The sequence below is a fragment of the Brevibacillus sp. NL20B1 genome, assembly GCF_018195675.1.
Lineage (GTDB): Bacteria > Bacillota > Bacilli > Brevibacillales > Brevibacillaceae > Brevibacillus > Brevibacillus aydinogluensis.
In genome coordinates this window covers 72,295-98,385 of the sequence record NZ_JAGTPT010000011.1, presented here as the reverse complement: position 1 = coordinate 98,385, position 26,091 = coordinate 72,295, and the positions used below count along the sequence as shown (strand labels likewise).

The window sequence follows — 26,091 nt, the reverse complement described above, 5'->3', positions numbered from 1 at the left end:
GCCCGGCGTCCCGTCATCCGTACGGGGCGTTTTCTTTGTAAGAGCAAGGGCGGATGGTGTATAATAGTTAGGATTCGGAAGAGGACTGTGCAGATTGGAGTGTCACACCATCATGGCTTATACCGCGCTGTATCGCGTATACCGACCGCAAACCTTTCAAGACGTGGTGGGACAAGAGCATGTGACGACCACTTTGCGCAACGCGTTGCGTGAAGGCAGGTTGTCCCACGCTTATTTGTTCAACGGTCCCCGTGGTACGGGCAAGACAAGTGCAGCCAAAATCATGGCCAAAGCGGTGAACTGCGAACAGCCGCAGGACGGAGAGCCGTGCAACCAGTGCCCCACCTGCCGGGCCATTACCGACGGTTCCGTTACCGACGTGCTGGAGATTGACGCCGCTTCCAACCGCGGTGTCGAGGAAATTCGCGACATCCGCGACAAGGTCAGGTTCGCCCCCAGTGACGTCCGGTACAAGGTGTATATTATCGACGAAGTGCATATGCTGACGACGGAGGCGTTCAACGCGCTGTTGAAGACGCTGGAGGAACCGCCTTCCCACGTCATCTTTATTCTGGCTACCACCGAGCCCCACAAGTTGCCGGCGACGATTATCTCGCGCTGTCAGCGGTTTGATTTTCACCGGATTCCCCTAAAGGAAATGGTAAAGCGGCTCACATACATCTGCGAGGCACAGGGAGTGCGGGTCGAACCGCAGGCCCTCCACCTGGTCGCCAAAATGGCCGAAGGGGGGATGCGGGACGCTCTCAGCCTGCTGGACCAGGCGATCAGCTACAGCAAAGACGAGGTTCGGGCTGCTGACATCATGCAGATTACCGGCACCGTCTCACAGGGGCACTTTTCCGTTCTGGCCAAATACGTCGCTGAACGTGACGTGTCCCGGGTGATGGAGCATTTTGACCGGGTGATGGTGCAGGGAAAAGATCCCGAACAGTTTTTGCAGGATCTGCTCTACTACTACCGCGACATGTTGCTGTTCAAGACCGCGCCGCAGTTGGAAGAGATCGTCGAGCGGACGATGCTGGACGACCAGTTTGCCCAGGTGGCCGGGATGTACGCCCTGCCCGACGTGTACGCCGCGATCGAAATCTGCAATCAGGCGTTGGCCCAGTTGAAGTGGTCCACGTACGCCCGCGTACTGGTGGAGCTGACGCTGGTCAAACTGTGCCAGCCGGTCAAAGAGGCTGCCGCTGCGCCGGAGGCAGCCGCAGCCGGAGGAGCAGAGCTGGCCGCACTGGCCAACCGGGTCCGCACACTGGAAGAGCGGCTGGCCCAACTGATGCAGGGACAGGCGCACGTGAGCGCCCAGCCGCGAACGGAAGAGCCGCGCAGGGCGGAAACGCGCCGTCCGGCTGCGGCCGCGAGAAGTTCCCGCACGCCGATGAACAAGGTGCGGGAGGTGGCCAAGGCGGTGGACGAAGCGCTGACGCGGCAGGTGCGCGGGCAGTGGAGCCAGATTTTGGCCGATGTCAAAAAAATCAAGATTCAATACCAAGCCTGGTTGGTGAACGGCCAGCCCGCTGCTGCCGGCCGCGACGCTGTCGTCGTCACCTTTACCAGTCCCATTCACTGTGAGAAGACCATGGAGCCGGAATTGAAGGGCGTCGTGGAACGGGTGATGCTGGGTGTTCTGGGGCGGCCGCTGCAGCTGCTCTCCGTGATGGAGGAGGAGTGGCAGAGCGTGAGCCAGCAGGCCGGGCAGGAAGAACAGCCCGCCCAGGAAGAGCAGGACCCGTTTGTCGCCGAGGCGATTCGGCTGGTCGGTGAGGGACTGATTGAAGTGAAAGAATAAGCTGAACCGGCAAAAAAGAAGGAGGACACCCCGATGAAAAACATGCAACAAATGATGCGACAAGTGAAAAAGATGCAGGAAGAAATGCAAAAGACGCAAGAGGCCCTGAAGGAAAAAGTGGTGGAAAGTTCTGCAGGGGGCGGTGCGATTACCGTTAAGGCAAACGGCCACAAGCAGATTGTCGACATCACGATCAAGCCGGAAGTGGTCGACCCGGATGACGTGGAAATGCTGCAGGACCTCGTGCTGACCGCCGTCAACGATGCGTTGCGCCAGGCCGATGAGATGATCGCCAAGGAAATGGGCCGATTCACCGGAGGATTGAACATCCCGGGTCTGTTCTAAGGAGTACGAGCCGATGTTTTATCCCGAACCGGTATCAAAACTGATCGAAGGCTTTATGAAACTGCCGGGCATCGGGCCGAAAACGGCCAGCCGTCTGGCGTTTTACGTGCTCAACATGAAAGAGGACGACGTTTTGGATCTGGCCAAAGCGCTGGTCAACGCCAAACGGCAGCTCCACTACTGCTCCGTCTGCAACAACATCACGGATATCGACCCCTGCCACATCTGCCGGGACAAGCGGCGTGACGCTTCCGTCATCTGCGTCGTGCAGGAGCCCAAGGACGTGGTGGCGATGGAAAAGACGCGGGAGTACGACGGGTACTACCACGTTCTGCACGGAGCGATTTCTCCCATGGACGGCATCGGGCCGGAGGACATCCGCATCCCTGACCTCTTGAAGCGGTTGAGCGACGATCAAGTAAAAGAAGTGATATTGGCGACCAACCCGAACATCGAGGGCGAGGCCACCGCCATGTACATCTCCCGGCTGATCAAGCCGTTCGGCATTCGCGTGACGCGGATTGCGCACGGACTGCCGGTGGGCGGCGATCTGGAGTACGCCGACGAGGTGACGCTGACAAAAGCCCTGGAAGGTCGCCGGGAATTGTAGGACAAGAAAAAGACGGGGACTCCCTGTCTTTTTTGTGTTTGCAGGAGATGGGAGCAGGAGGACTTTTTTGTCCGGACAAGACATAGATTGAAATAGGAGTGTGAGGAGATGCTGACAGGACCGGGGATGTCGCTGCGGGGCGGGACGGAGAAGCGCAGGTCTGCGCCTTGGGCGATCCCGCTGTTTGTCGGATACTGGATCGTGTTTGCCGCCGAATTGATGATGCTCCGCTTTGATCGCGGACCGGATGGCCGGTGGATCGTGTCGACTGCGGAGGTTCCTGAACTGTGGCTGTCGCTGACGGTGCTGGCTGTGGTGGTCATCAGCTTTGTCGCGGCTATCGGCTTTGCTGTCAACGTCTGGCGGGACAGGCAGCGGACGGCCTGGCTGCTCAATGACGACGCACCGACGTGGTCGGATCTGCTGCATGTCGTCGCCTGGCTGCAGGTGTTTCACGCCTGCACGCTGCTGCTGTACGGCCTGATACTGCCGTACCCTCTGTTTGTCGAGGGCTCGGTCGGCAGCTTTTTTGAGTCGGCGTCGCTTCAACTGTTTATCCTGATCGCGGTGCCGCTTTGGTTTCATGGCCGGATGGACGAGATCGGCGTGTGCCGTCCCCGCCGCATCGGGCGCATGATTGCCGTGCTGGCGGTGATGTTTCTGCTGATCATGTGGGTGCTGGATGCGGTCGTCACCACCCCGCTGGCTGACTGGTTCCACCTGTCGCTGGACTCGGAGCGGGAGCGGCAAATCGAACAGGGAATCATTCAGGCCAAAGACCGCGATATCTGGGCCGTCGCTGCATCCGTGCTGGTCATCGGCATCCTGGTGCCGATTGCCGAGGAATTGCTGTTCCGCGGTGTGTTTCAGACGATTCTGGTTCAGCGTTTGGGAGCGTTTGTCGGCATTGTACTGAGCAGCCTCTGGTTTGCGTTGATGCATGTGGATGTCGCCCTGCTGGCTCCGCTGTTTGTCATCGGCCTGTGTCTGGGCTACCTGCGGCATCGGTTTCAGTCCATCTGGGGGGCTGTCGTGCTGCATGTGATCAACAATCTGACCGGTGTGCTGCACTACTTTCACTGAAGGGGCGTGGGAGAAGTGAGATTGTGGGGAAAACCGCGAGCGGCCGTGCATTGGGGGCCGGAGGCGCTGGATAAAGCTGTCGACCGCGCGCGGTTGGATTGGCAGCACGCCCGTCATCTCATGGATATCAGCGAACCGGACGACGGGTTGGAGGATGCCATTTACTATCTGCAATTGACGGAAAAACGTTACATGTTCCTGCTCGCGCAAGCAAAACGGGAGCGGGAACGTCGGCACGCGCAGGGAGGATGAGTCATGAATACGGGATGGGTCATCGCCTTGATTGTCACAGGTCTGTTGTTGGTGATTGCCGCCAGCAGGTCGGTCATGGGGCCGATTCGCTGGGCGGGGTTTGTCGCCATGCAGTTGGTCATTGGCGCGGTGCTGCTGTTTTTCGCCAATCTGGTCGGAGAACTGGCCGACTTCCACATCCCGATTAATCCGGTAACGGCGTTATTGACCGGGCTGCTGCGGCTGCCGGGTCTGGCCGCGCTGATCATCATCAAGCTGTGGGTGATGTAGGCGGTTAGCCGTCAGTCAGCAAAAAGGCGACACTGCCGCTTTCGTACTTGACCCGGCAGTGCGGAGGCTGGCGCAGTGAAGCGATAAGCGCCAGCAGCCGGGGCAAGCCCAGCACGGCTGTCCCCCAGAGCAGCGCCATTCCGTACGGCAGCGGCACCCAGACGAAGACAGCGGCGGCCAAAAACAGACTGCCGGCGAGGACGGTCGCCTCCGCTCCGCGGTATGCCCGGAGCGAAACAGGATGGCGGGAACCGGCGCCCCACCAGGGAGAGACGAGCAGGTCCGGCGTGGTATGCGGGTGGTGTGAGCGCAGGCCGGCGTAAAGCCGGAACAGGCAGAGATGACCTGCGGCGATGGCCGGGAGCACGGCCAGCGTCACCACCAGGCGATCAGCCGGAATCTTCAGCCAGACAGAGGCGGCGAGCGGAAACAGGCAGATCAGCAGGAGCTGGAACAGCCAGCCCGCCAATCGCCAGCGAAATCGGCGAAGCAGTTTGTAGCTGTAAATGGTTTGCTCTTTCATCTTGTCTATGACCTCTTGCGATTACAGGTGTACAAGCGGGCTAGACCCGATCCGTGTCTGGGGAGAACCTGGCTTTGTCCAATGGACAGGGGCAGGGTTCTCCCTATGTTTTTCCCGCTGAGATGATTATCGCACAATCTGCTGGCGCCGGAAAAGCTGTCAACCGGACGCGCGTTTGCCCGTGTGCGGCGATTCGCGACGCTGCCGGTGCGGAGAGCCCGTTACGTCATGGGCCCCTTATTTATGGGCACGATAAAAGGGAGGAACTGGCACCGCCGTCTTGGCAATTACCTGTTTACTGCGCTGCAGATGCTGACGCGCCGGCCGTCTCTCCCCGCCAGACTGACGCGTAATCAAAAGGCATGGCCGGGGCTTACAGGCGCGGTCGAACAGGAGCAGGCGGCGAAAAGAGGAGGCAGTGCTTGAGGTGTCCAGCACAGATGTGAAAGTGATCGTACAGGTGTCAGAGGCACCGTTCCCTGACACACTGGCGGGCGAATTGGAGGAAATCGGCATATCCGTCGTGCCGGCCAAAGACCGTAAACAAGCGGCCGGGGCGTGCGGTTTTTTGATCGCAAGAGAGTCGGATACAGGACGGCTGTCGACGAGCCTGGCCGAGTGGGACCGTCCCGGACTGTTGCTCGTATACGGCGACCGGGTTGCGGGCACAGCGGCAGAAGCACTGGCTGCCCGGCATCCCGGCTGGGAAGTTGTCCGTCTGTATCGCTTTGCCGGCGGCGAGCGGGCGCTGGTCGGCGGTAATCTCCGCAGCCCCTGGACCCGCATCATCAGCCGCCAACTGGCGAAGCATGACGTGGTCGCGATGGTGTGCGGGATGCGCGAAGCGGAGGAGGTCATCCGCCAGCTGCCGCGGTATCTGGCCTGGAAGGAGCGGTTTTACCTCCGTCTGGGAGAGAGCTGTGACCGGCGCGGCGTCCGTCTGCAAACGGTCGCGCGTGCGTTGGGCATGGACAGCCGCATCGGACAGGGTTGGTTGGACCCGCAGCGAATGGAGCGGGCAGCGCTGCGAAGATGGCTGGTCCGCCAGTGTCGCTTTGTCATGCGAAAGACGAACGTGCGCCGCGTCGCCTTGTGGGGGCCGCCGAGCCTGTGGAAGCAGATGCCGCCAGGCTGGATGGCGGACAAAGAGGTGCGGCTGTACGTTCCTCGGGACGAGCAAATTCCGAACGGTAAAGGTACCCTGGGGGAGCGGTGCACCACCTGGCAAACAGCGCTTGCCGAAGCCGATCTGCTGGTTGTCGCTTCGCCTGACCCCGAACTCATGGAACTCCCCCTGTCCGAGTTGATCAGGCACATGCGCCAACCCATTGTCGTCGATGCCTGCGGCTGCTTTCCGCTGCCGGAAGCGGAGGCGCTGCAAATGATCTACCGAACCATCGGGGAAAAGACGAACGTTTGGGAATGGAGTGGATTATAATGGGGTATAATGGTTGGTAGATTGAGGAAAAGGGTAGGCGTTTGTACAATGGAAAGAGTTGCTCAGCGATGTATCGTCTGTGAAGAAGAACGGACGGACGGAATCGCCATCTGTGAGCAGTTTATCTGCCAGCAATGCGAACAGGAAATGGTCAACACGGATGTACAGGATAAAAAATACACGTTCTTTATTCATCAGATGCGGCGCATCTGGCTCACGGATTAGACACGTTCGGCCAAAAGGCATCGGCACCCCCGATGCCTTTTTCCGTTTTGCGGGTGCAAATCGTGTTACAATAAGAGGTACTCTGAAAAAAGGACGTGAATGACCGTGCGGGAAAGAAGCGCCGACTTTTGGGAGAGGCAGCGGCAGGCACCCTTGTACGAACAGTTGGTACGGCACGCCATGCGCCGTCCCCACCCGTTTCACGTGCCCGGTCACAAGATGGGTCGAAGTTTTGACCATCACGGCAGGGAGCGGTTTGGGCCTGTGCTCGAACTGGACATGACGGAGATTACCGGCATGGACGACCTGCATCAGCCGGATGGTGTGATTGCCGAGGCGCAGGCGTTGGCAGCGGAAGCGTTTGGCGCGGAGGAGACGCGTTTTCTCGTCGGCGGAAGCACGGCGGGCAACATCGCGCTGATCATGACCGTCTGCCGTCCGGGAGACAAGATTCTCGTCCAGCGCAACTGCCACAAGTCCGTATTTCACGGCATCATCCTGGCCCGGGCAACGCCGGTGTACATCGTGCCGGCGGTGGACCCGGCGACCGGCACTGCCGTCGGACTGCGGCGGGAGGACGTGGAACGCGCCCTGCAGGCCCATCCCGATGCCAAAGCGGTTTTTTTGACCAACCCCACCTACTACGGCATGGGGATTGATCTGGCCAAGATGGCGGCGACCGTCCACCGGTTTGGTGTGCCGCTTCTCGTCGATGAAGCACACGGGGCCCACTTCGGCTTTCATCCTGCGTTTCCCCGTTCGGCCATGCAGAGCGGAGCAGATGCCGCCGTGCAATCCACCCACAAAATGACCGGAGCGCTCACCATGTCGTCCATGCTGCATATCCAGGGCGAGCGGATCGACCGGGAACGTCTGGCGCGCAATCTGGCGATGATCCAGTCGTCCAGCCCGTCCTATTTGCTGATGGCTTCGCTCGACCTGGCGCGCCGTCACCTGGTGATGGAAGCATCCCGGGAGTGGGAACGGCTGCTGCTGCAGTTGGACAAGCTTCGCGAACGGCTGGATCGCGTCTCGTGGGTGGAGCTGGCGCGACCAGTGCCAAACAGCGTCTGTGCGACATGGGACCCGCTCAAACTGCTGCTGGTGCTGCGCACCGCCGACGCGGACGGCTTTGAACTGATGCGGCTGATGGAAGAACAAGGCATCTATCCCGAACTGGCCGAGAACGGACTCGTGCTGTTGGCGGCTTCTGCCGGGACCTCAGCGGACGATCTCGACGCACTGGCCAGGCTGCTGGAATCCGTCTCCCCCGAGAGACGATCGGGAAAAGTGCGTATGGTGGAGCCGGGTGTGGTGGCTTCCAGCTTTTTGCGCGAACAGGCGATGCCGATGCACGCAGCGATAGACGCTCCCCGCGAGACGGTGGCACTGGAACAGGCGCTTGGCCGGATTGCCGCAGAAATGGTGATCCCCTATCCGCCGGGAATCCCGCTGCTGGTGCCAGGTGAGCGCATTGATGCCGATTTGCTGGAGCTTTTGCTGGAGCTTCGCAAGGGACAGACCCGCTTCCACGGGGTGCAGGATGCCCGGCTGCAAACGATACGGGTAATTGATGAAAGACAACAAGAGTGAAAGGAGCATGTGTGTGGCTACGAAGGGAACAGGCCGGTTTATTACCGTCGAGGGAGGCGACGGAGCGGGCAAGTCTACCGTCATCGCCCGCCTCTGCGACGAACTGCGGGCACGGGGACGGGACGTGATCCTTACCCGCGAACCGGGCGGCATCGAGATCGCGGAGAAAATCCGGTCGATCATCCTCGATCCGGAGCACGTCACCATGGACAAGCGGACGGAGGCACTGCTGTACGCGGCGGCACGGCGGCAGCATTTGGTGGAAAAGGTGCTGCCGGCACTGGCAGCGGGGAAGCTCGTCTTGTGCGACCGCTTCATCGACAGCAGCCTGGCGTACCAGGGGTATGCACGCGGCCTGGGAATCGACGAAGTGTTTGCCATCAACCGCTTTGCCGTGGAGGACTGCATGCCGGACCTGACGCTGTTTTTCGACGTGCGGCCGGAAGTAGGCCTGGCCCGCATTAACGCGACCAAGGGGCGGGAGGTAAACCGGCTCGACATGGAAGACCTGCGGTTCCACGAAAAAGTGCGGGAAGGCTACCGGCTGGTGATGGAACGTTTTCCCGAGCGGTTTGTCGTCATTGACGCGGAACAGCCGATGGAGCGCGTCTTTGAAGAGGCGCTGGCTGCGCTGGAGGCGCGTCTGTAAGGTTTAGGTACCGTCCAGGTACGTACATGCTGTATACTATGATTAAGAAGAATATCGTTACACCGTCCAGCCTTCCTTCATACAATGAAGAAAGACAGGTAACCCAGATACCATATGCGTGCGGAAAGGGTGAGAGCCGATGAAGATGGTGGTTGCTGTTGTTCAGGACAAAGACAGTGGTCGTCTGTCGCAGCAGTTGGTGAAAAAAGGATTTCGCGCTACAAAGCTGGCCAGTACGGGAAGCTTTCTACGTGCCGGCAACACGACGTTTTTGATCGGAACGAGCGACGAAAACGTGCCGGAAGTGATCGAGATCATTCAGCAGCACTGCAAGTCCCGCAAACAGATGGTCACACCTGTCTCGCCGTTGAGCAATGCCGTCGATTCGTTTATGCCGTATCCGCTCGAGGTGCAGGTGGGCGGTGCCGCCGTGTTTGTGCTGGACGTCGAGCAATTCCATTCGTTCTAGGCGTCAGATGGAGAGCCCCCTCCTTTTTCAGCCTGCTTTCGTTTATACTGTAAGGAAGAAACACGATCGGACAGGGACGGAGGGAGCGGCATGAAAATCGGAGAAGGGCTTAGGCCAAAGGTAGATCTGCTCAAAGCGGCCGACATGCGCAAAGGGCCGCAGGTGGAAAAGGCGAATTTCGGGGAATTGATCAAAGGCGAAGACCAACGCATGTCGCAGGAGCGGCTGACCCGGCTTTTGCAGGACATAGACAAACAGGGACAGATTCTGGCCCGTTCCCGCTCCATCCGCGACTTTTACCATTATAAAAATCTGGTCAAGCAGTTTATGGAAGAGGCCGTCAAGCACGGCATCGCGCTGGACGACAGACGGGGTGTAAACCGCCGGGGTCGCAGCCGGCTGTACAAGATTGTCAAGGAAGTGGACGCGGAACTGCTCAAGCTTGCCGACGAACTGTTGAGCGATCAGGCGCCAATGATCGACCTGTTGGCCCGCATCGGCGAAATTCGCGGCATGCTGATCAACTTGTACTTTTAGGTGGAACAAGATGACATGGGAGATGTTTGCGCAGCAGCCGCGTGCAGCGGAACTGCTGCATCATAGTCTGCAAAACGGGCGGCTGGCGCACGCTTACCTGTTCGCCGGCCCCAAAGGTGCAGGAAAAAAACGGATGGCCCTGCATGTGGCGAAGTCTCTTTTTTGTCCAGAAAGGGAGGCGGACGCCTGCGGGGCCTGTCTCACATGCAGGCGGATCGAGGCAGGCAACCATCCCGACGTGCTGTTGATCGAGCCGGACGGGGCCTCGATCAAGATCGACCAGATCCGTGCCTTGCAAAAGGAAATGGCGATGAGGGCGGTGGAATCGACCCACAAAGTGTACATCGTCGAGCACGTGGACAGGATGACCGTCCAGGCTGCCAACAGTCTGCTCAAGTTTTTGGAAGAACCGCCGGCTGGAGTGGTCGCGCTGCTTTTGACGGAACACAGTCACGCCATGCTGCCGACCATTCTGTCGCGCTGCCAGATTGTCTCGTTTACGCCGCTGTCCGCAGACGTCATCGCCGAGCAGCTGCAAACAGAAGGCGTGCCGGCCGGGATCGCTCGGGCAGCTTCCTATATCACGACAAATCTGGAAGAAGCTCGTGCGCTCAGCCAGGCAGATTGGTTTGCACAGCTGAGAAATGTAGTGATACAATTGGTGCAGGAGTGCAAACAGCGCAATGCTGCTGCACTCTATACCATTCATGATTTGTTGCAAAAAAGCGACAAAATAAAGGAGGAACTGCCCCTCTTTTTGGATTTGCTCATCCTTTGGCTGCGCGATATCCTGTACGTGCAAGTAGACAGGCATGCCCATCTCATCAACAGCGACCAACAGGATGTGCTGCAAGGACAAGCCCTGGTCTGGACGAAATCCGAGCTCTTGCATGGGATCGATCTGGTCATGGAAACGAAAAATCGGATAGAGCGAAACGCCAACGCACAGTTGGCCCTTGAGCGGTTGGTTCTTCAAATCCAGGAGGGATAACCTTTGTACGAGGTTGTGGGCGTCCGCTTTAAAAAAGCGGGCAAAATATATTACTTCGACCCCGACCGACTGCCGATCGAAAAGGATTCGCATGTCATCGTGGAAACCGCGAGAGGGGTCGAATACGGCAAAGTGGTGATCGGCCGCAAGCAAGTGGCCGATAAGGATGTCGTACTGCCGCTGAAGAAGGTAATCCGGATGGCGAACGAGCGGGATGCCAAGCAGGTGGAGGAGAACAAACAGGCTGCCAAGAACGCGTTTTCCATCTGTCAGACCAAAATCAAGGAACACAATCTGGAGATGAAGCTGGTCGACGTGGAATACACGTTTGACCGCAACAAAATCATCTTTTATTTTACTGCGGATGGGCGGGTGGATTTCCGCGAACTGGTCAAGGACCTGGCCTCTGTCTTCCGCACTCGTATCGAACTGCGCCAGATCGGCGTGCGCGACGAAGCGAAAATGCTGGGCGGCATCGGCCCGTGCGGACGGCTGCTCTGCTGCTCTACGTTTTTGGGCGACTTCGAGCCGGTGTCGATCAAGATGGCAAAAGACCAAAACCTTTCGCTGAATCCGGCCAAAATCTCCGGTCTCTGCGGCCGGTTGATGTGCTGCTTGAAATACGAAAACGACAACTACGAAAGCACCCGGGATGAAATGCCGGACATTGGCGCGATGGTAACCACGCCGATGGGCGAGGGGCGTGTCGTTTCCGTCAACGTGCTCGACCAGTCCGTTCAGGTAGAGCTTTTGGAAAACAAGCACACCATCGAATTTGCGCTCGATGAGATTGTCGTAGGTCATCCGACGTTTGACTGACGAGAGGACAGAGCAGGTTAGATTTGGGTAGCGGGGATGAGGTGAGCAAGTGGACAAACGGGAAATCTTCGTCAAGATGGCCAGCATCGAGGAACGAATTGGCGATCTGTATCGGGAAATTGGCGAACTGAAAGACGTCATTGTTGTCTTGATGGAGGAAAACGCCCAATTACTCGTGGAGAACCAACACCTTCGCAATCGGCTGGACAAGAAGCCAGCCAGTCCGCCGCCGAAACAAAAAGAAACACACAAGCAGGAAACCGCCAAAAAGAAAGTGGTCGGAGAAGGCTATGACAATCTGGCGCGGCTGTATGCGGAAGGTTTTCACATTTGCAACGTTCATTTCGGCAGCTTGCGCAAAGAAGGAGATTGCTTGTTCTGCCTCTCCTTCCTCAGCGGTGGTGTTCACAAATAACAGGATACACGGCCTGTACCGAAGCGACCTGAGCATTGCGGCAGGTCGCTTTTTGCAGACAACGGGCAGAGGCCGTTTGAGACTGATAGTGAAAAAAGGAGTTTGGAACAACGGATGCAACCGGAAATCAACGTGCCGCTCTACGAGACGGAGCGCATTGACGACCTGCTCACCCATGAGATGAAAATCATCCAAAGCCGTGAAGTGTTTTGCTTTTCCATGGATGCGGTGCTGCTGGCCCGCTTTGCATCGGTGCCCAAACGGGGACGGGTGCTCGACATGTGCACGGGCAACGGCGCCATCCCGCTGATCATGACGACGCGGTCGCCGGAAGCCGTATTTGAAGGCATCGAAATCCAGGAGCGGCTGTATGACATGGCCAGTCGAAACGTCAAGCTGAACAGGCTGGAATCGCGCATTACGATGCACCACGGCGATGTGAAGGACGCCGTGCAGTTGTTCGGGCACGGCAAGTTTGACCTGATTACCTGCAATCCGCCGTACATGCCGGCCACCAGCGGCGAGAAAAACGTCAGCGAACATTTTGCCATCGCTCGCCACGAAATCTTGCTGTCGCTGGAAGACGTCATTCGGGTGGGCAGCCAATTGCTGAAAAACGGCGGGAAAATCGCCCTGGTGCACCGCTCGACGCGACTGGTGGACATTATCACACTGATGCGCCAGTACGGTATCGAGCCCAAACGGATGCGGCTGGTCTACCCGCGCCGCGACGCTGAGCCCAACATGCTGCTGATCGAGGGAATGCGCAACGGCAGACCGGAACTACGCATTCAGCCGCCGTTGATTGTCTACGAAAACGGAGAGGAATACTGTGAAGAACTGCAGGAAATCTATTTCGGAAAGCGAGATTCCCTCGCATAAAAGCCACTTTGTCTACATCCTGCGCTGCGTGGACGGGACCTATTACACCGGGTATGCCACGGAATTGGCCCGCCGCATCCGGGAGCACAATGAGGGCAGAGGGGCCAAGTACACGCGGGGCCGAGGGCCGGTGGAGCTGATGTATTGGGAAGAAGGAACGGACCGCTCGTGGGGAATCAGGCGGGAGGAAGCGATCAAACGCCTGACCCGCTCGCAAAAGGAAGAACTGATCGAGGAAGGTGGTCGTACGTCATGAACGTCCAGCGCAGTTTCACCGACGAACATACAGGGGTCCTCTACCTGGTGGCCACGCCCATCGGCAACCTGGACGACATCACGGTTCGCTGTCTGGAAACGCTGCGGACTGTCGATGTGATCGCCTGCGAAGACACCCGGCAAACCCGCAAGCTGCTGAACCATTTTCAGATTGAGAAGCGGACGGTCAGCTACCACGAGCACAACAAGGAGGCCAGCGGCAGCGGTCTCTTGCAATGGCTGGCGGAAGGAAAGCGGATTGCTCTGGTGAGTGACGCCGGACTGCCCGCCATCTCCGACCCGGGGGCCGATCTGGTGCGGGATGCTGTGGCGGCAGGCTTTCCCGTAATTCCTGTCCCCGGCGCAAACGCCGCGCTGACCGCGCTGATTGCTTCCGGCCTGCCGACAGACCGCTTCGTGTTTTGCGGTTTTTTGCCGCGCGAGAACAAAGCGCGCCGGGAAGAACTGCAGCGGTTGGAGCGCTATCCGGAGACGCTGCTGTTTTACGAAGCGCCCCATCGTATCGTGAAAACGCTCCAGGCCATCCGGGAAGCCTGGGGCGATCGCCGTGCCGTGCTGGCGCGGGAATTGACCAAGCGCTACGAAGAGTTTGCCCGCGGCACGCTGGGCGATCTGATTGACTTGCTGGCGGCGGGGGAGGCGCGAGGCGAGTACTGCTTGATCGTGGAAGGATACCGCGGCGAGCCGGTCGTTCCGGAAGAAGAAGCGGCCTGGTGGCAGCCGCTTGACATCCGGGAGCATGTCGACCGCTACTGCGAGCAAGGCATGAGCAAAAAGGAAGCGATCAAACAGGCAGCAGAGGATCGCGGCCTGTCAAAGCGGGACGTCTACAATGAATACCACCGCGATCCGCAAGCGTGATCGCACGCATGAAAAAAGGCCGGGGGGTCATCCCCGACCTTTCAGCGTGTAGACAAAGTCCGTGGCGCATGGGTGATCGGGCCCGCTCGCTCTCTTGACGACCAGCAAAGAAGTGGAAGATGTCCGCTCAAAAACGCGACGCGGGCAGGGGGCAAACATCTGGGTATTTCAATGAAGTGAGACTTGTGCCCCCTGTTTTTTCCCGCGTCTTTCGTTTTTCCGCTGAGCAGGTCGTCAAAGGAGCTCGCTTGGCCCATCACTCCATGCCTGTACTTTATCTCCACCTTCGGTTGATCAATATGCAGGCCTTTCGGCCTGACAATGATGGAATGGTTTCCTTGCGGAATCTCATTGATAACGAAGTACATTTTGTCTTCAGTCTAAAAAGGCCGGGGAGTCATCCCCGGCCTTTTTCGTTTTTATGGCAGCAATCTGCTCAACGAAAAGCGGCGCTATATGGTTGAGCGGACGATTAGCGCTTGACCGCAGGCAGTTCGTTCAGGCAGTCCTGGCAAATGATTTTGCCTTTGAAATAGGAAACACGGTCAGCGTTACCGCAGAAAATACAAGCAGGCTCGTACTTTTTCAGGATGATGCGCTCTCCGTCCACGTAAATTTCCAACGCGTCTTTTTCGGCGATGCCCAGGGTGCGGCGCAGTTCGATCGGAATCACCACGCGGCCCAGCTCGTCCACCTTACGTACAATCCCCGTCGATTTCATCATAAATCGTCTCTCCTCTCACAATGTTGCCCAGTGTCGTTTATTGTGCAAATCGGATCATAAATCGTCAATATTCGACAATTTCCGTTGTTCCCATCATACCAGCGATTCCCAAAGGTGTCAATATGAATTTTACAATTCTTTGAATTTGCATCTGGTGCGAATTTAGTAGATATGACAGGACCATTGTTTGGGTGCGCTTTATCTTAATGTGCATCGAATTCTTGGAAAAAAGTAACTGGAAGCATGGAAGGTCGAATTCGACACCTTATGTCGAATGATAGAGAGGTGATTCGACAAATGTGGCTTTTTTTTCTACCAATTCCTTTTTTCCCCCTCAACCTGGTCCCGTCAAGCTCCGTCTGTCCTTCCGCAAAGTTGCAGGCGGGTGGTTTACAAAACGAGGCGGTTGTGTACAATAGAGGATGAATCAGGTATTTCATAGCGAACGACCATGACGGGAAGAGTAGGCTTGCCATCCTTATGACAGAGAGCCGGGGTAGCTGCGATCCGGTATAAGCGATCAAGCCGAACATGGCCCCTGAGTTTCGCGGATGAACCGCCGTTTCCGGCGCCAAGTAGTTCGCGACGCAAACCTGCGTTACGGGTGAGTCAGCAGCAGTCTGACTCGACAAGTCCGCTGTTCGTGAGAAGGCGGAGCATTTGGGTGGTACCACGAGAAGTATGCTCGTCCCAATCTGGGGCGGGCTTTTATTTTTTGTATGTCAGGAGGGTTTTGCTGCATGAAACCGACGTACTACATTACCACGCCGATTTACTATCCGAGCAACAAACTGCATATTGGCAACGCCTACACCACTATTGCAGCCGATGCCATGGCCCGCTACAAACGGCTGCGCGGCTACGATGTCTACTACCTGACCGGTACGGACGAGCACGGGCAAAAGCTGCAGGAGCGTGCGGCCGAAGACGGCAAGCAGCCGCTTGAATTTATCGACCCGATTGTCGACTGGATCAAGGATTTGTGGGCAAAGCTGGACATCTCCTACGACGATTTTATCCGGACGACTCAGCCGCGCCACAAGGAAGTCGTGCAAAAGGTATTCAAACGGCTGTTGGACCAGGGAGACATCTACCTGGGTGAGTACGAGGGCTACTACTGCGTGCCGGACGAAGCGTTCTGGACCGAGACGCAGTGCAAGACGGACAAAGGCTACTTCTGCCCGGACTGCGGCCGCGAAGTGAAAAAGGTGAAGGAGAAAAACTACTTCTTCCGCCTGTCCAAGTATCAGGACAAGCTGCTGAAGTTCCTGGAGGAAAATCCGGACTTCATCCAGCCGGAGTCCCGCCGCAATGAAATGATCAACAACTTCCTCAAGCCGGGACTGCAGGACCTCTCCGTCTCTCGCAGCAGCTTCGACTGGGGCATCAAGGTGCCGAACGATCCCGAGCACGTCGTCTACGTCTGGATTGACGCGCTCACCAACTACATCTCCGCGTTGGGCTACCTGTCTGACGACGACAGCAAGTTTCGCAAATACTGGCCGGCAGACGTCCATCTGGTGGGCAAGGATATCCTCCGTTTTCACACCATCTACTGGCCGATTCTGCTGATGGCGCTGGACGTGCCGCTGCCCAAAAAAGTGTTTGGCCACGGCTGGCTGCTGATGCCGGACGGAAAGATGTCCAAATCTAAAGGCAACGTGATCGATCCGAAGCTCCTGATCGACCGCTACGGCTCCGACGGCGTGCGCTATTTCCTGCTGCGGGAAATCAACTTTGGTCAGGACGGGGTCTTTACGCCGGAGGCTTTCATCCAACGGCTCAACTATGACCTGGCCAATGACATCGGCAACCTGCTGAGCCGCACCACGACGATGATTGAAAAATACTTTGACGGCATCGTGCCTGCTCCGCAGGAGGCGGGCGAACCGGACGACAGCCTCATCCAACTGGCCACCAGGACGAAAGCACTGGTGGAGGAGCACATGGACGAAATGCGCTTCAGCAATGCACTGGCCCACATCTGGGAGCTGATCGGCCGGACCAACAAGTACATTGACGAGACCATGCCGTGGAACCTGGCCAAATCGGAAGAGACCCGGGGCCGCCTGGCTACGGTCATGTACAATTTGGCGGAAAGCATCCGCATTGCCTCCATCCTGATTCAGCCGTTCATGACAAAAGCCCCGGCGAAAATCTGGGACCAATTGGGCATCCTCGACAAGCCGGAAGCGCTGACCTGGGAGTCGGCTGGCGTCTGGGGAGGTCTGCCGGTCGGCAGCACGGTCAGCCGCAAGGAGCTGCTCTTCCCGCGTCTGGACGTGCAGGCGGAGCTGGCGTTCATCGACGAATCCACGGCGGAAGCGCGCCGTCAGGCAGAAGAGAACAAGCGAAAACAGGAAGCATTGAAAGGAGAAGTGTCTGTGAACGAGACAACCGCGAACCAAACCGAAACACAGGCAGCCGAAAAACCGGCCGACGTGAAAGAGGAAATCAAGATCGACGATTTTGCCAAAGTGGAACTGCGCGTGGCGCAAGTCGTCGAATGCGTGAAACACCCCAACGCCGACAAACTGCTGGTACTCCAGCTGGACCTTGGCTATGAGAAGCGCCAGGTGGTTTCCGGCATCGCCAAGTACTACACGCCGGAAGAAATGATCGGCAAAAAGGTGATCCTGGTGGCCAACCTGAAACCGGTGAAACTGCGCGGCGAACTGTCGCAGGGCATGATCCTGGCCGCGTCCGCAGGCGATCAACTGACGCTGGCGACCGTTGACCCGAGCATGCCGAACGGAGCGGTCGTAAAGTAGGGGAAAGGAAGGTAGATCCCGTGTTATTCGATACGCACGCACACCTCAATGCCCGGGAGTTTGACGAGGATCGAGAAGAGGTGATTGCCCGCGCGCGGGAAAACGGCGTGAGCACCATCGTCAACATCGGCTTCAACGCCGAGACGATCCCCACCTGCCTGGAGCTGGCGGAGCGCTACGACTTCATCTATGCCGCGGTCGGCTGGCACCCGCAGGACGCCAAGGACATGAAAGACGAGCATCTGGAGTGGCTGGAGGAGCTGAGCCGCCACCCGAAAGTGGTCGGACTGGGAGAAATGGGTCTGGATTACTACTGGGACACCTCGCCGCGGGATGTGCAGGCGGAGGTGTTCCGCAAGCAGATTCGCCTGGCCAAAAAGCTGGGCCTGCCGATCATCATTCACAACCGGGACGCTCATCAGGACGTCATCACGATTCTGAGGGAGGAGAAGGCGGCTGAAGTGGGCGGCATCATGCACTGCTTTTCCGGGAGCTGGGAGACGGCCAAAATGGCGCTCGACATGAACTTCTACATCTCGTTCGGCGGTCCGCTCACATTCAAGAACGCAAAGCAGCCGAAAGAGGTGGCGGCCAAGGTGCCGCTCGATCGGCTGTTGATCGAGACCGACTGCCCGTACCTGACCCCGCATCCGTATCGCGGCAAGCGAAACGAGAGCGGATACGTCCGCTACGTCTGCGAGGCGATGGCCGACATCCACGGTCTGTCCTACGAAGAAATGGCCCGGATCACGGCCGAGAACGCCCGCCGGCTGTTCCGGCTGGAAGCCCGTACCGAATAGCGCCTTCAAAGCTCATTATTATGACAAAAGCCCTTCTGTGAACGCGCATCAGCGCATCGCAGAAGGGCTTTTTTGCCAATTCCGGCTTGTTGATTGCGCACATCCGGCGGCGTTTTTCCGGCAGGTGGCCGAGTATTTTCTGCCAAGCCAGGTTCTCCCGCAGTTTTCTCCTGCATACCATAGTCCATGTGTCGAACGATTCCATTTCTCTCGACAGAACTGCTCGACACAAACGTGCTTCCATTCGCCATGAGCTTTTTGCTAGGCTGGTAGCGATTATTTGGTTCTAGGAAGGGGGCAATTTGACAAACCGGAGAAAGTAGCATACAATCAAGACCGACCTTGTTCAGAACTGGCCAATTTCCAAAATATTGGTGCGATTTCATCACCCTTGCCTGACCAGACGGGAAAAGCCTCGTGCTTTTCCAGGAAAAAGGAGTGTGGGAAATGGAGTTACGCACGATATGGGAACGGCAAAAGAAGCGAGCAATTGCCATACTGGGCTGTCTCGCTCTGGTGCTGGTGCCCATGATTGGCTATTTATCTGCCCAAGCAAAGCAACCGAAGCAGGTCACGTTTACCTTGGACGGTGTCACCAAAAAGGTGGCGACCAAGGCGAAAACCGTTAAAGAGTTCTTGGAAGAACGACAGATTGCGGTGACAGATAACGATAACTTGCAGCCAGAAGCAGACACCAAAATTTCCGACGGAATAAACATCACCTTACATACACGCTGGGCAATCCCTGTCCACGTGGACGGGCAGACAAAACTCGTGCAAACGCTCAGCCGTGATGTGGCCGGTGTCTTGAAGGACGCAGGCATTACACTGGGCAAACAGGACCGGGTGGAACCGGCACTGACAGCGTCTCTCTCCAAAGACTCGACGATCTTTGTCACGCGGGTCAGCGAACAGATCGTCAAGGTTGAGGAGCGCGTACCATATCAGGAAATTCGCAAAGGCGATGCTTCTCTGACAAAGGGACAGACCCGCGTACTGCAAAGCGGGCAGGAAGGGAAAGTCATCGCGCACTACAGACTGGTTACGGAAAACGGAAAACAAGTATCCCGTGAACTGGTAAAACGAGATGTCATCACACCGAAAAAAGACCGTATTGTCGCGGTAGGAACGGCCGCATCCGTTCAAGCCGACACGTCAAAACGGGTCGTTGCCGCAGCGGGGTTGGTCTCCCGCGGTGGCAAAGTGTTCCGGCCGAAAAAGGTACTGAACGGGGTTACCTTGACCGCCTACTCTCCGGCAGGGGGAGGCAAGCCTGTCGGATCGCCGGGTTATGGCCGCACGGCTACCGGTGTCAAGGCAGAAGCCGGACATACCATAGCCGTCGATCCCAAAGTCATTCCGCTGGGATGGTGGGTGTATATCGACGGAATCGGGTATCGTCGCGCAGAGGACACAGGCGGTGCGATAAAAGGTCACAAGATTGACGTGTTTGTCAGCACAGAAGCGGAAGCGATCCGATTCGGCCGCAAGCGAAATCGCACGGTTTACATTATCGGACCACACAAGCCTTAAAGGACAGGAGCCTGCGCTCCTGTCTTCTGTTTGCCGTCTTACCATTATGACGGGCGGGGAACGGAAACGTTTCAGCCGCACGCACAGAAACAGTACGTGATTTTGGTATACTAATACCATGTCAACACGGTAGGAAAGCAGGAGCAGCGACATGAAGATCAAAGAAGTCATCGTCGTGGAAGGGCGGGACGACACGGCCGCCATCAAGCGGGCCGTGCAGGCGGACACGATCGAGACGGGCGGGTCTGCCATCAACGCGAAAACGATCGAAAAGATTCGCTTGGCCCAGCAAAAACGCGGCGTTATTATTTTTACCGACCCCGATTATCAGGGGGAGAGAATCCGCAAGATCATCAGCCGGGCGGTGCCGGGCTGCAAGCACGCATTTATCACCCAGGAAGACGGGACGAAAAAAGGGGACATCGGCGTGGAAAACGCCTCTCCCGAAGTGATCGTTCGCGCGCTTTCCGAGGTGCGTACCGATATGGCGGATCAAGCTGGGGAGATCACGCCCGACGACATGATCGCCTACGGGTTGACCTCGGGTCCGGATTCCAAACAGCGGCGCATCAAACTGGGTGAACGGCTGGGCATCGGGTACGCCAATGCCAAACAGATGCTGCAACGCCTGAACGCCTTTCAAATCAGTCGGGCGGAGTTTCTCGCCGCGATGAAGGCCATTGACGAAGGAGGGGAGCAGCCATGACCCGAGCCGTCGGCAAAGATATCGCCACGCCAACGCGGACCAGGGAAATCCTGGAGAAGTACGGCTTTTCGTTCAAAAAAAGCCTGGGACAAAACTTTTTGATCGACACCAACATTCTGCACAACATCGTGGCAGCGGCCGAACTGGACAAGGGGAAGGCGGCATTGGAGATCGGCCCTGGCATCGGTGCGCTGACCGAACAGTTGGGCAGAGCGGCCGGCCGTGTCGTGGCGGTCGAAATCGACCAACGGCTGCTGCCCATCCTGGCGGAAACACTGGCTCCCTATGAAAACGTGGAAGTGGTGCACGGGGATGTGCTGGAGCTGGATCTGCGGGCGCTCCTGGCGGACAAGCTGGCCGGCTACGAACAGGTGAGCGTCGTGGCCAACCTGCCGTACTACGTGACGACGCCCATTCTGATGAAGCTGCTGGAGGAACGGCTGCCGCTGGAGCATATCGTGGTGATGATCCAGAAAGAGGTGGCGGATCGAATTGCAGCCAAGCCGGGTACAAAGGACTACGGTTCGCTCAGCGTCGCCGCACAGTTTTTCGCGGAGACGGAAGTGGCGATGGTGGTGCCGGCCAGCGTGTTCATTCCCCGGCCCAATGTGGACTCGGCTGTAATCAAGCTGACGATCCGCAAGCAGCCGCCTGTCGAGGTGGACGACGAAGCGCTGTTTTTCAGCGTGGTGCGGGCTTGTTTTGCGCAGCGGAGAAAGACACTGCTGAACAATCTGATGAACGGCTTGTTTGACAAAACGCAAAAAGAAGACGTGGTTGGACTGCTGGTTGAGCTGGGCATCGACCCCGGCCGCCGCGGTGAGACGCTGAGCATCGAGGAATTTGCCCGGCTCGCCAACGCCATTGGCCGCAGCAATCTTCTTACGCATCGACCATGAGGAACGCCCCTTGGATACAAGGGGCGTTTGGTATTTTTGGGACAGTCTCAACCATTTGGGAAAATGATAATCAGAGGACGAAAGCGGCTAGGAATTTTAGTAGCCGGACGTGGTTTTTTTGGACAAACCATGTGACAAAAATCTGCTGATTTCACGAAAAAAACACCGTTGACAAGAGTTGATGTTGGTTGCTATAATTTTTTATTTCTTTGACAAAATAAGCATAGGCTGTTATAATGGAATCAAGCGAGGTGGATGAGATAATGGCAAGAAACGCGTTACTTGACATTAAACGCAGTTTAGACGAGCACATTGGCGAACGCATCCTGCTGAAAGCCAATGGCGGTCGCCGCAAAACCGTCGAACGGACGGGCATCCTCGAAGAAACATACCCCTCTGTATTCGTAGTAAAGCTTGATGACGACCAATTGTTTGAGCGAGTTTCATACAGCTATGCTGACATCTTGACGGAGACAGTAGAATTGACAGTGTGCCGTGACAACGAGCACATTCGTATTACTTTTGTACAGCAGTAGGGCCCTGGCGGCTCTGCTGTTTTGTTTTTTTCTCCTGCTGTTCCCTGGCTTGGTACTCGATATTATATCCATTCGGCGCCATCGTTGTGTCGGCTGAATCGAGAGGATGGCCGGGGTTTTTTTGTCCGACCTCGCGCATACTAAGGCTGTCAACGAGAAAGGGAGGATGTTATGGGTCGCAGACGAGGCATCATGTCTGAAGCGTTTAAGATGGAGTTGGCCAAAGAGCTGGGGTTTTACGACACGGTAAAAACTGAAGGCTGGGGCGCCATCACCACGCGCGATGCCGGGAATCTGGTCAAACGCGCGATTCAGATTGCCGAGGAAGCGTTAGCCAAACAGAATGCCAAATAAACTCGTTGACAGGCCGGGGAAACCCGGCTTCTTCCTGCGTTTTTGGTTTCGCGGCAGTTGCTCCGCATTGCCTATTATGATAGAATATTCAGAAAAATACACACGCGTGTCACTAGGCGAACTAGGCATGAGCGAACGGAAGCGGCAAGGGGCGAGTCCCTCTGCTCTGGACGCTCATGCTTTTTTCAGGAGGTGAAAGCGGGCAGCAGACCGGGAACAGGCGAGGGTTACGCACCAAACAGATCGATCAGCGACAGGAGGAATGGGAAGCATGTGGAAAAGCAAGGGAATCGTACGGGGAACAGTGGCCGCTCTTGTCATCTCTACGGCGCTCTATACACCAGTTCCGGCCCAAACGGAGGCGGTATCTCCCGAGCCGCCGCCATCAGCGTCTGCGGAAGCGCCGGCGAGCGTCATCCAAAACGACGAGCCCACATCCGTCCGCATCAATCAGTTGGTCGACACGGCCATGTACTACTACTGGCACGGCGGCGACCTGCAGCAAGCGGAAAAGGAAATCTTCAAGGGCATCACCCTGAAAGGCAAATACGATGTGGTCGAACACGCCTTTCGGGAAGCGACGATCCTCGATCCGTACAATCTGGATCTGAAGTTTTCGCTGGCGTCGACGCAGGTCATCCAGAAAAAGCTGCCCGAAGCCCTGCAGACGTACCGGCAGATCCTGCGCCTGGACCCTGACAATTACAACGCCACCCTGCTGTTCGCCGTCTACTCCAAGGCGAACGGAGACGAGCGGGCGTTTCAGGAGGCCGTGTCCAGGCTGCGGACGATCGATCCGCAAAGGACGGCCGCCTATCTGGAAAAGCTGCGGGCGACAGACGAGATCCTGGCCGGCAGGCTCAACACCGCGGTTCCGGCCGGGCTGCCGCAAACCCGGCACGCGATCGTGATCCTGGGCTACGCGCTGGCGGACGACGGTTCGATGCGCCAGCCGCTCGTGGACCGGCTGAAAACGGGCCTGGCGGTCGCCAGACAATACCCGCAGGCCAACATCATCGTTACCGGCGGAGTGCCAAAGCAGGGCGTCACCGAAGCGGACGCGATGAGCCGATGGCTGGTCTCCCAAGGGATTGACCAGGACCGCATCCTCCTGGAGAACAAGTCGACGGACACGGTGGAAAACGCCCTGTTTACGATGGCGATCCTGGAGCGGGAAGGGATCCGCGACGTCACGCTGGTGACTAGCGCGAGCCATATGAGACGGGCATTGACCGTCTTTCGCGAAGCCGGCGAATTGTACGCGAAGATGAACGGCAGCAGCGGGAGCGTCAGATTTAGCCATGTGGCCAGCCTGGATTACCCGACGATCGAGGAGGCGCAGCAGGTGACGAAAGACGAGCGACTGGTCACCTACCGTGACCTGTTGAGAGCTTCGGGCATCTGGGCGTATCCCGGAAAACAGCGATAGGCTTTTCTTCCGTCCAACTGGCACGGCAGAGAACCCCTGTGCTACAATAAGAGACTAGAAAATCTGAACGTAGGCAGAGGTGAACAACATGCGTATCTCGGTCAAAGCGCCCGCCAAAATCAACCTGACTCTCGACGTGCTGGCCAAACGGCCGGACGGTTATCACGAAGTGGAAATGGTGATGACCACAGTGGACTTGGCGGATCGCGTAGACCTGACCTTGCGCCAGGACGGCGCCATTACGCTGGACTGCTCTGCCAGTTTTGTACCGGACGACATACGCAACCACGCCTACAAGGCGGCGGTGCTGCTGCGTGAACGCTATCAGGTACGCCAGGGCGTACATGTGCATATTGACAAACAGATTCCGGTAGCCGCCGGACTGGCCGGAGGAAGCAGTGACGCGGCAGCCGCCCTGCGCGGCCTAAACAAGCTTTGGAATCTCGGGCTGAGTCTGGACGAGCTGGCCGCCATCGGGGCGGAAATCGGGTCCGATGTGCCGTTTTGCGTCTACGGCGGCACGGCACTCGCCAGGGGGAGAGGCGAGCAGATCACCCATTTGCCGGCTCCCGCTCCTTGCTGGGTCATATTGGCGAAACCGCCGATCGGGGTCTCCACGGCTGACGTGTACGGCCGATTGCGCGTTCAGGAGATCGCCCGCCATCCTTCCACAGAGCAAATGATCAGGTCGATTCGCGAACAGGATTTTTCACTGATGTGCCGCTCCATGGGTAACGTGCTGGAAGAGGTGACGTTGGACATGCACCCGCAGGTCCGGCAGATCAAGGAGCTGATGGAACAGTCGGGAGCGGACGGGGTGCTGATGTCGGGGAGCGGACCGACCGTGTTCGCCCTCGTGCAAAAGGAAGCGAAGGTCCACCGTATCTACAACGCGCTGCGCGGATTTGTCAAAGACGTGTTCGTGGCCCGCATGCTGGGGATGCCTGATGGGGAAATGCTTGCATGATCCCGTATGGAAATGATAAATTAGCACCATAATATTCGGTTTTTTTGGAGGAAGAATCATGAAGAAAATGCGCAGAAGTGCGCGTCTGGTCGACATGACGCAGCACTTGCTCGCCCATCCCCACACGCTGATTCCACTCACCATGTTTGCCGAACAGTACGGAGCGGCAAAGTCGTCCATCAGCGAAGACTTGTCCATTATCAAGGAAGCGTTTGAGAGCCAGGGTGTGGGTGCGCTGCGAACGGTAGCGGGAGCGGCTGGCGGCGTGAAGTACATTCCTCAGATGAAGACGGAACAGGCCCTTCACTTCATGCGCGAACTGATCGGCCATTTGGAAAATCCCGACCGCCTGCTGCCGGGCGGCTACCTGTACATGTCTGACATCCTCGGCCATCCGGCCACCATGGCCCGGATCGGCAAGCTGTTTGCCACCGCCTTTGCCGAAAAGAACGTGGAAGTGGTCATGACGGTGGAAACCAAGGGGATTCCGCTCGCCTACGCAACGGCCGCCTATCTGAACGTGCCAGTTGTGATCGTTCGGCGCGACAACAAGGTGACGGAAGGATCCGTGGTCAGCATCAATTACGTGTCCGGCTCGAGCAAGCGCATTCAGACGATGTCGCTTGCCCGCCGCGCGCTGGCCGAACAGTCCCGTGTCCTGATCGTCGACGATTTCATGAAGGCCGGCGGCACGATTCGCGGCATGATCGATCTCCTGCAGGAGTTCCGCGCCACTGTGGTGGGCTGCGGCGTGTTGGTGGAGACGGCTGACGTCACGGATCGTCTCGTGGACGAGTACGTTTCGCTGGCCAAGCTGCGCGATGTGGATGTGAAGGGCAAGCAAATCGAGATCGAGCTGGGCAGTTATTTTCACAACAGAGAGGAGTAATGAACAGATGGCGATTTCATTTGTTTCGACGGACAAGGCGCCGGCGGCAATCGGTCCGTACAGCCAGGCGGTCAAGGCAGGCCCGTTTCTGTATGCATCCGGTCAAATCCCGCTGCGCCCGGACGGCACCCTGGTCGAAGGGGATATCGTGGACCAGGCGCACCAGGTGTTTGCCAACATCAAGGCGATCCTGGCCGAAGCCGGGCTGTCGCTCGCTGATGTGGTGAAAGCGACTGTGTTTATCAAGGACATGAACGATTTTGGCCGGCTGAACGACGTGTACGCCGAATACTTTGGCGATCACAAACCGGCCCGTTCTACGGTGGAAGTGGCTCGTCTGCCGCGCGACGTCAAGGTGGAAATCGAAGTCATTGCGTACGCAGGAGAATAATGGAGAATCGTGTAGTATAATCAAAAAGTCCGACACCAGGCCGT

33 protein-coding genes and 1 other annotated feature are annotated in these 26,091 nt (G+C 57.5%); of the genes, 30 read left to right on the top strand and 3 right to left on the bottom strand.

Translation table 11 applies throughout. The annotated features are described in order from the left end of the window. The first annotated feature begins 112 nt into the window (after nt 1–112). The 6 genes from dnaX to KDN35_RS09705 all read left to right on the top strand — a co-directional run bounded on the left by dnaX (nt 113) and on the right by KDN35_RS09705 (nt 4,370). Entirely contained in the window at nt 113–1,810 is a 1,698-nt protein-coding gene (gene dnaX / locus KDN35_RS09730; protein ID WP_171567380.1) for a DNA polymerase III subunit gamma/tau, read from the top strand. Nucleotides 1,811–1,843: 33 nt separating this feature from the next. Next, nucleotides 1,844–2,155, top strand: coding sequence for a YbaB/EbfC family nucleoid-associated protein (locus tag KDN35_RS09725; protein ID WP_212132622.1), 312 nt, complete (start codon nt 1,844–1,846; stop codon nt 2,153–2,155). Between the two features lie 13 nt (nt 2,156–2,168). Continuing rightward, the gene (gene recR, locus KDN35_RS09720) at nt 2,169–2,765 is read left to right on the top strand and encodes a recombination mediator RecR (RefSeq protein WP_171567378.1); all 597 of its coding nucleotides are present in this window, start codon (nt 2,169–2,171) and stop codon (nt 2,763–2,765) included. 108 nt (nt 2,766–2,873) lie between these two features. Beyond that, the gene (locus tag KDN35_RS09715; protein ID WP_171567377.1) at nt 2,874–3,848 is read left to right on the top strand and encodes a CPBP family intramembrane glutamic endopeptidase; all 975 of its coding nucleotides are present in this window, start codon (nt 2,874–2,876) and stop codon (nt 3,846–3,848) included. A gap of 15 nt (nt 3,849–3,863) precedes the next feature. Then, nucleotides 3,864–4,100, top strand: a complete 237-nt coding sequence (locus tag KDN35_RS09710; RefSeq protein ID WP_171567376.1) for a DUF2508 family protein — start codon at nt 3,864–3,866, stop codon at nt 4,098–4,100. A 3-nt stretch (nt 4,101–4,103) separates the two neighbouring features. Continuing rightward, nucleotides 4,104–4,370 (top strand): pro-sigmaK processing inhibitor BofA family protein, encoded by a 267-nt coding sequence (locus KDN35_RS09705; protein ID WP_171567375.1) that lies wholly within the window; start codon nt 4,104–4,106, stop codon nt 4,368–4,370. A 4-nt stretch (nt 4,371–4,374) separates the two neighbouring features. Here the strand turns inward: KDN35_RS09705 and KDN35_RS09700 are convergent, their stop codons facing one another. Then, nucleotides 4,375–4,893: a hypothetical protein gene (locus KDN35_RS09700; RefSeq protein WP_171567374.1), complete on the bottom strand. Its 519-nt coding sequence runs from the start codon at nt 4,891–4,893 to the stop codon at nt 4,375–4,377. Nucleotides 4,894–5,076: 183 nt separating this feature from the next. Here KDN35_RS09700 and KDN35_RS20230 point away from each other — a divergent pair, with 183 nt between their 5' ends. The 13 genes from KDN35_RS20230 to rsmI all read left to right on the top strand — a co-directional run bounded on the left by KDN35_RS20230 (nt 5,077) and on the right by rsmI (nt 14,048). Continuing rightward, the gene (locus tag KDN35_RS20230) at nt 5,077–5,319 is read left to right on the top strand and encodes a hypothetical protein (RefSeq protein ID WP_212132621.1); all 243 of its coding nucleotides are present in this window, start codon (nt 5,077–5,079) and stop codon (nt 5,317–5,319) included. A 1-nt stretch (nt 5,320) separates the two neighbouring features. Beyond that, a complete protein-coding gene (locus tag KDN35_RS09690; protein WP_212132620.1) occupies nt 5,321–6,331 on the top strand; it encodes a Rossmann-fold NAD(P)-binding domain-containing protein in 1,011 nt (336 codons plus the stop codon). Between the two features lie 48 nt (nt 6,332–6,379). Continuing rightward, nucleotides 6,380–6,556, top strand: coding sequence for a sigma factor G inhibitor Gin (locus KDN35_RS09685; protein WP_171567371.1), 177 nt, complete (start codon nt 6,380–6,382; stop codon nt 6,554–6,556). A gap of 99 nt (nt 6,557–6,655) precedes the next feature. Further along, the gene (locus KDN35_RS09680) at nt 6,656–8,149 is read left to right on the top strand and encodes an aminotransferase class I/II-fold pyridoxal phosphate-dependent enzyme (RefSeq protein WP_216369559.1); all 1,494 of its coding nucleotides are present in this window, start codon (nt 6,656–6,658) and stop codon (nt 8,147–8,149) included. A 7-nt stretch (nt 8,150–8,156) separates the two neighbouring features. Then, entirely contained in the window at nt 8,157–8,798 is a 642-nt protein-coding gene (gene tmk, locus KDN35_RS09675; RefSeq protein ID WP_171567369.1) for a dTMP kinase, read from the top strand. A 139-nt stretch (nt 8,799–8,937) separates the two neighbouring features. Next, nucleotides 8,938–9,267: a cyclic-di-AMP receptor gene (locus tag KDN35_RS09670; RefSeq protein WP_029098050.1), complete on the top strand. Its 330-nt coding sequence runs from the start codon at nt 8,938–8,940 to the stop codon at nt 9,265–9,267. A 90-nt stretch (nt 9,268–9,357) separates the two neighbouring features. Further along, nucleotides 9,358–9,804: a YaaR family protein gene (locus KDN35_RS09665; protein WP_171567368.1), complete on the top strand. Its 447-nt coding sequence runs from the start codon at nt 9,358–9,360 to the stop codon at nt 9,802–9,804. A 10-nt stretch (nt 9,805–9,814) separates the two neighbouring features. Further along, entirely contained in the window at nt 9,815–10,795 is a 981-nt protein-coding gene (holB, locus tag KDN35_RS09660) for a DNA polymerase III subunit delta' (protein ID WP_171567367.1), read from the top strand. A gap of 3 nt (nt 10,796–10,798) precedes the next feature. Beyond that, a complete protein-coding gene (locus KDN35_RS09655) occupies nt 10,799–11,614 on the top strand; it encodes a PSP1 domain-containing protein (protein ID WP_171567366.1) in 816 nt (271 codons plus the stop codon). Nucleotides 11,615–11,663: 49 nt separating this feature from the next. Beyond that, a complete protein-coding gene (yabA, locus tag KDN35_RS09650) occupies nt 11,664–12,029 on the top strand; it encodes a DNA replication initiation control protein YabA (protein ID WP_171567365.1) in 366 nt (121 codons plus the stop codon). Nucleotides 12,030–12,143: 114 nt separating this feature from the next. Further along, nucleotides 12,144–12,911 (top strand): tRNA1(Val) (adenine(37)-N6)-methyltransferase, encoded by a 768-nt coding sequence (locus KDN35_RS09645; RefSeq protein ID WP_029098045.1) that lies wholly within the window; start codon nt 12,144–12,146, stop codon nt 12,909–12,911. 28 nt (nt 12,912–12,939) lie between these two features. Then, complete coding sequence (locus tag KDN35_RS09640) at nt 12,940–13,167, top strand: GIY-YIG nuclease family protein (RefSeq protein ID WP_481752769.1); 228 nt, start codon at nt 12,940–12,942, stop codon at nt 13,165–13,167. Then, nucleotides 13,164–14,048 carry a 16S rRNA (cytidine(1402)-2'-O)-methyltransferase gene (rsmI, locus tag KDN35_RS09635; RefSeq protein ID WP_212132619.1) on the top strand — a complete coding sequence of 295 codons (885 nt, stop codon included), beginning with the start codon at nt 13,164–13,166 and terminating at the stop codon, nt 14,046–14,048. The genes KDN35_RS09640 and rsmI overlap by 4 nt, the downstream gene beginning before the upstream one ends. Before the next feature lie 472 nt (nt 14,049–14,520). Here rsmI and KDN35_RS09630 read toward each other — a convergent pair whose 3' ends face one another. Beyond that, nucleotides 14,521–14,772 carry an AbrB/MazE/SpoVT family DNA-binding domain-containing protein gene (locus tag KDN35_RS09630; protein ID WP_029098042.1) on the bottom strand — a complete coding sequence of 84 codons (252 nt, stop codon included), beginning with the start codon at nt 14,770–14,772 and terminating at the stop codon, nt 14,521–14,523. Nucleotides 14,773–15,214: 442 nt separating this feature from the next. Beyond that, nucleotides 15,215–15,468, top strand: a binding site (T-box leader). A 44-nt stretch (nt 15,469–15,512) separates the two neighbouring features. Between KDN35_RS09630 and metG the strand changes: the two genes are divergently transcribed. Together metG and KDN35_RS09620 are read left to right on the top strand one after the other, a co-directional pair. Then, on the top strand, nt 15,513–17,543 hold the full coding sequence (gene metG / locus KDN35_RS09625; RefSeq protein ID WP_212132618.1) for a methionine--tRNA ligase: 2,031 nt from the start codon (nt 15,513–15,515) through the stop codon (nt 17,541–17,543). 20 nt (nt 17,544–17,563) lie between these two features. Beyond that, entirely contained in the window at nt 17,564–18,343 is a 780-nt protein-coding gene (locus KDN35_RS09620; protein ID WP_212132617.1) for a TatD family hydrolase, read from the top strand. Between the two features lie 5 nt (nt 18,344–18,348). Here the strand turns inward: KDN35_RS09620 and KDN35_RS09615 are convergent, their stop codons facing one another. Beyond that, nucleotides 18,349–18,729: a hypothetical protein gene (locus KDN35_RS09615; protein ID WP_171567360.1), complete on the bottom strand. Its 381-nt coding sequence runs from the start codon at nt 18,727–18,729 to the stop codon at nt 18,349–18,351. Between the two features lie 61 nt (nt 18,730–18,790). On the opposite strand from KDN35_RS09615, the gene KDN35_RS09610 reads away from it, so the two are divergent. The 9 genes from KDN35_RS09610 (at nt 18,791) to KDN35_RS09570 (ending at nt 26,047) form a co-directional block, all read left to right on the top strand. Beyond that, nucleotides 18,791–19,876 carry a 3D domain-containing protein gene (locus tag KDN35_RS09610; protein WP_171567359.1) on the top strand — a complete coding sequence of 362 codons (1,086 nt, stop codon included), beginning with the start codon at nt 18,791–18,793 and terminating at the stop codon, nt 19,874–19,876. Nucleotides 19,877–20,027: 151 nt separating this feature from the next. Continuing rightward, nucleotides 20,028–20,582 (top strand): ribonuclease M5, encoded by a 555-nt coding sequence (gene rnmV / locus KDN35_RS09605; protein ID WP_171567358.1) that lies wholly within the window; start codon nt 20,028–20,030, stop codon nt 20,580–20,582. Continuing rightward, nucleotides 20,579–21,481 carry a 16S rRNA (adenine(1518)-N(6)/adenine(1519)-N(6))-dimethyltransferase RsmA gene (gene rsmA, locus KDN35_RS09600; RefSeq protein WP_212132616.1) on the top strand — a complete coding sequence of 301 codons (903 nt, stop codon included), beginning with the start codon at nt 20,579–20,581 and terminating at the stop codon, nt 21,479–21,481. The genes rnmV and rsmA overlap by 4 nt, the downstream gene beginning before the upstream one ends. A 263-nt stretch (nt 21,482–21,744) precedes the next feature. Beyond that, the gene (veg, locus tag KDN35_RS09595; RefSeq protein WP_029098036.1) at nt 21,745–22,017 is read left to right on the top strand and encodes a biofilm formation stimulator Veg; all 273 of its coding nucleotides are present in this window, start codon (nt 21,745–21,747) and stop codon (nt 22,015–22,017) included. Between the two features lie 171 nt (nt 22,018–22,188). Continuing rightward, on the top strand, nt 22,189–22,371 hold the full coding sequence (locus KDN35_RS09590; RefSeq protein WP_029098035.1) for a small, acid-soluble spore protein, alpha/beta type: 183 nt from the start codon (nt 22,189–22,191) through the stop codon (nt 22,369–22,371). Between the two features lie 271 nt (nt 22,372–22,642). Continuing rightward, nucleotides 22,643–23,800, top strand: coding sequence for a YdcF family protein (locus KDN35_RS09585; RefSeq protein WP_212132615.1), 1,158 nt, complete (start codon nt 22,643–22,645; stop codon nt 23,798–23,800). An 88-nt stretch (nt 23,801–23,888) separates the two neighbouring features. Further along, nucleotides 23,889–24,767 (top strand): 4-(cytidine 5'-diphospho)-2-C-methyl-D-erythritol kinase, encoded by an 879-nt coding sequence (ispE, locus tag KDN35_RS09580; RefSeq protein WP_212132636.1) that lies wholly within the window; start codon nt 23,889–23,891, stop codon nt 24,765–24,767. A gap of 58 nt (nt 24,768–24,825) precedes the next feature. Continuing rightward, nucleotides 24,826–25,656 (top strand): pur operon repressor, encoded by an 831-nt coding sequence (gene purR / locus KDN35_RS09575; protein WP_171567197.1) that lies wholly within the window; start codon nt 24,826–24,828, stop codon nt 25,654–25,656. 7 nt (nt 25,657–25,663) lie between these two features. Then, the gene (locus KDN35_RS09570) at nt 25,664–26,047 is read left to right on the top strand and encodes a RidA family protein (RefSeq protein WP_171567198.1); all 384 of its coding nucleotides are present in this window, start codon (nt 25,664–25,666) and stop codon (nt 26,045–26,047) included. The last annotated feature ends 44 nt before the right edge of the window (nt 26,048–26,091 follow it).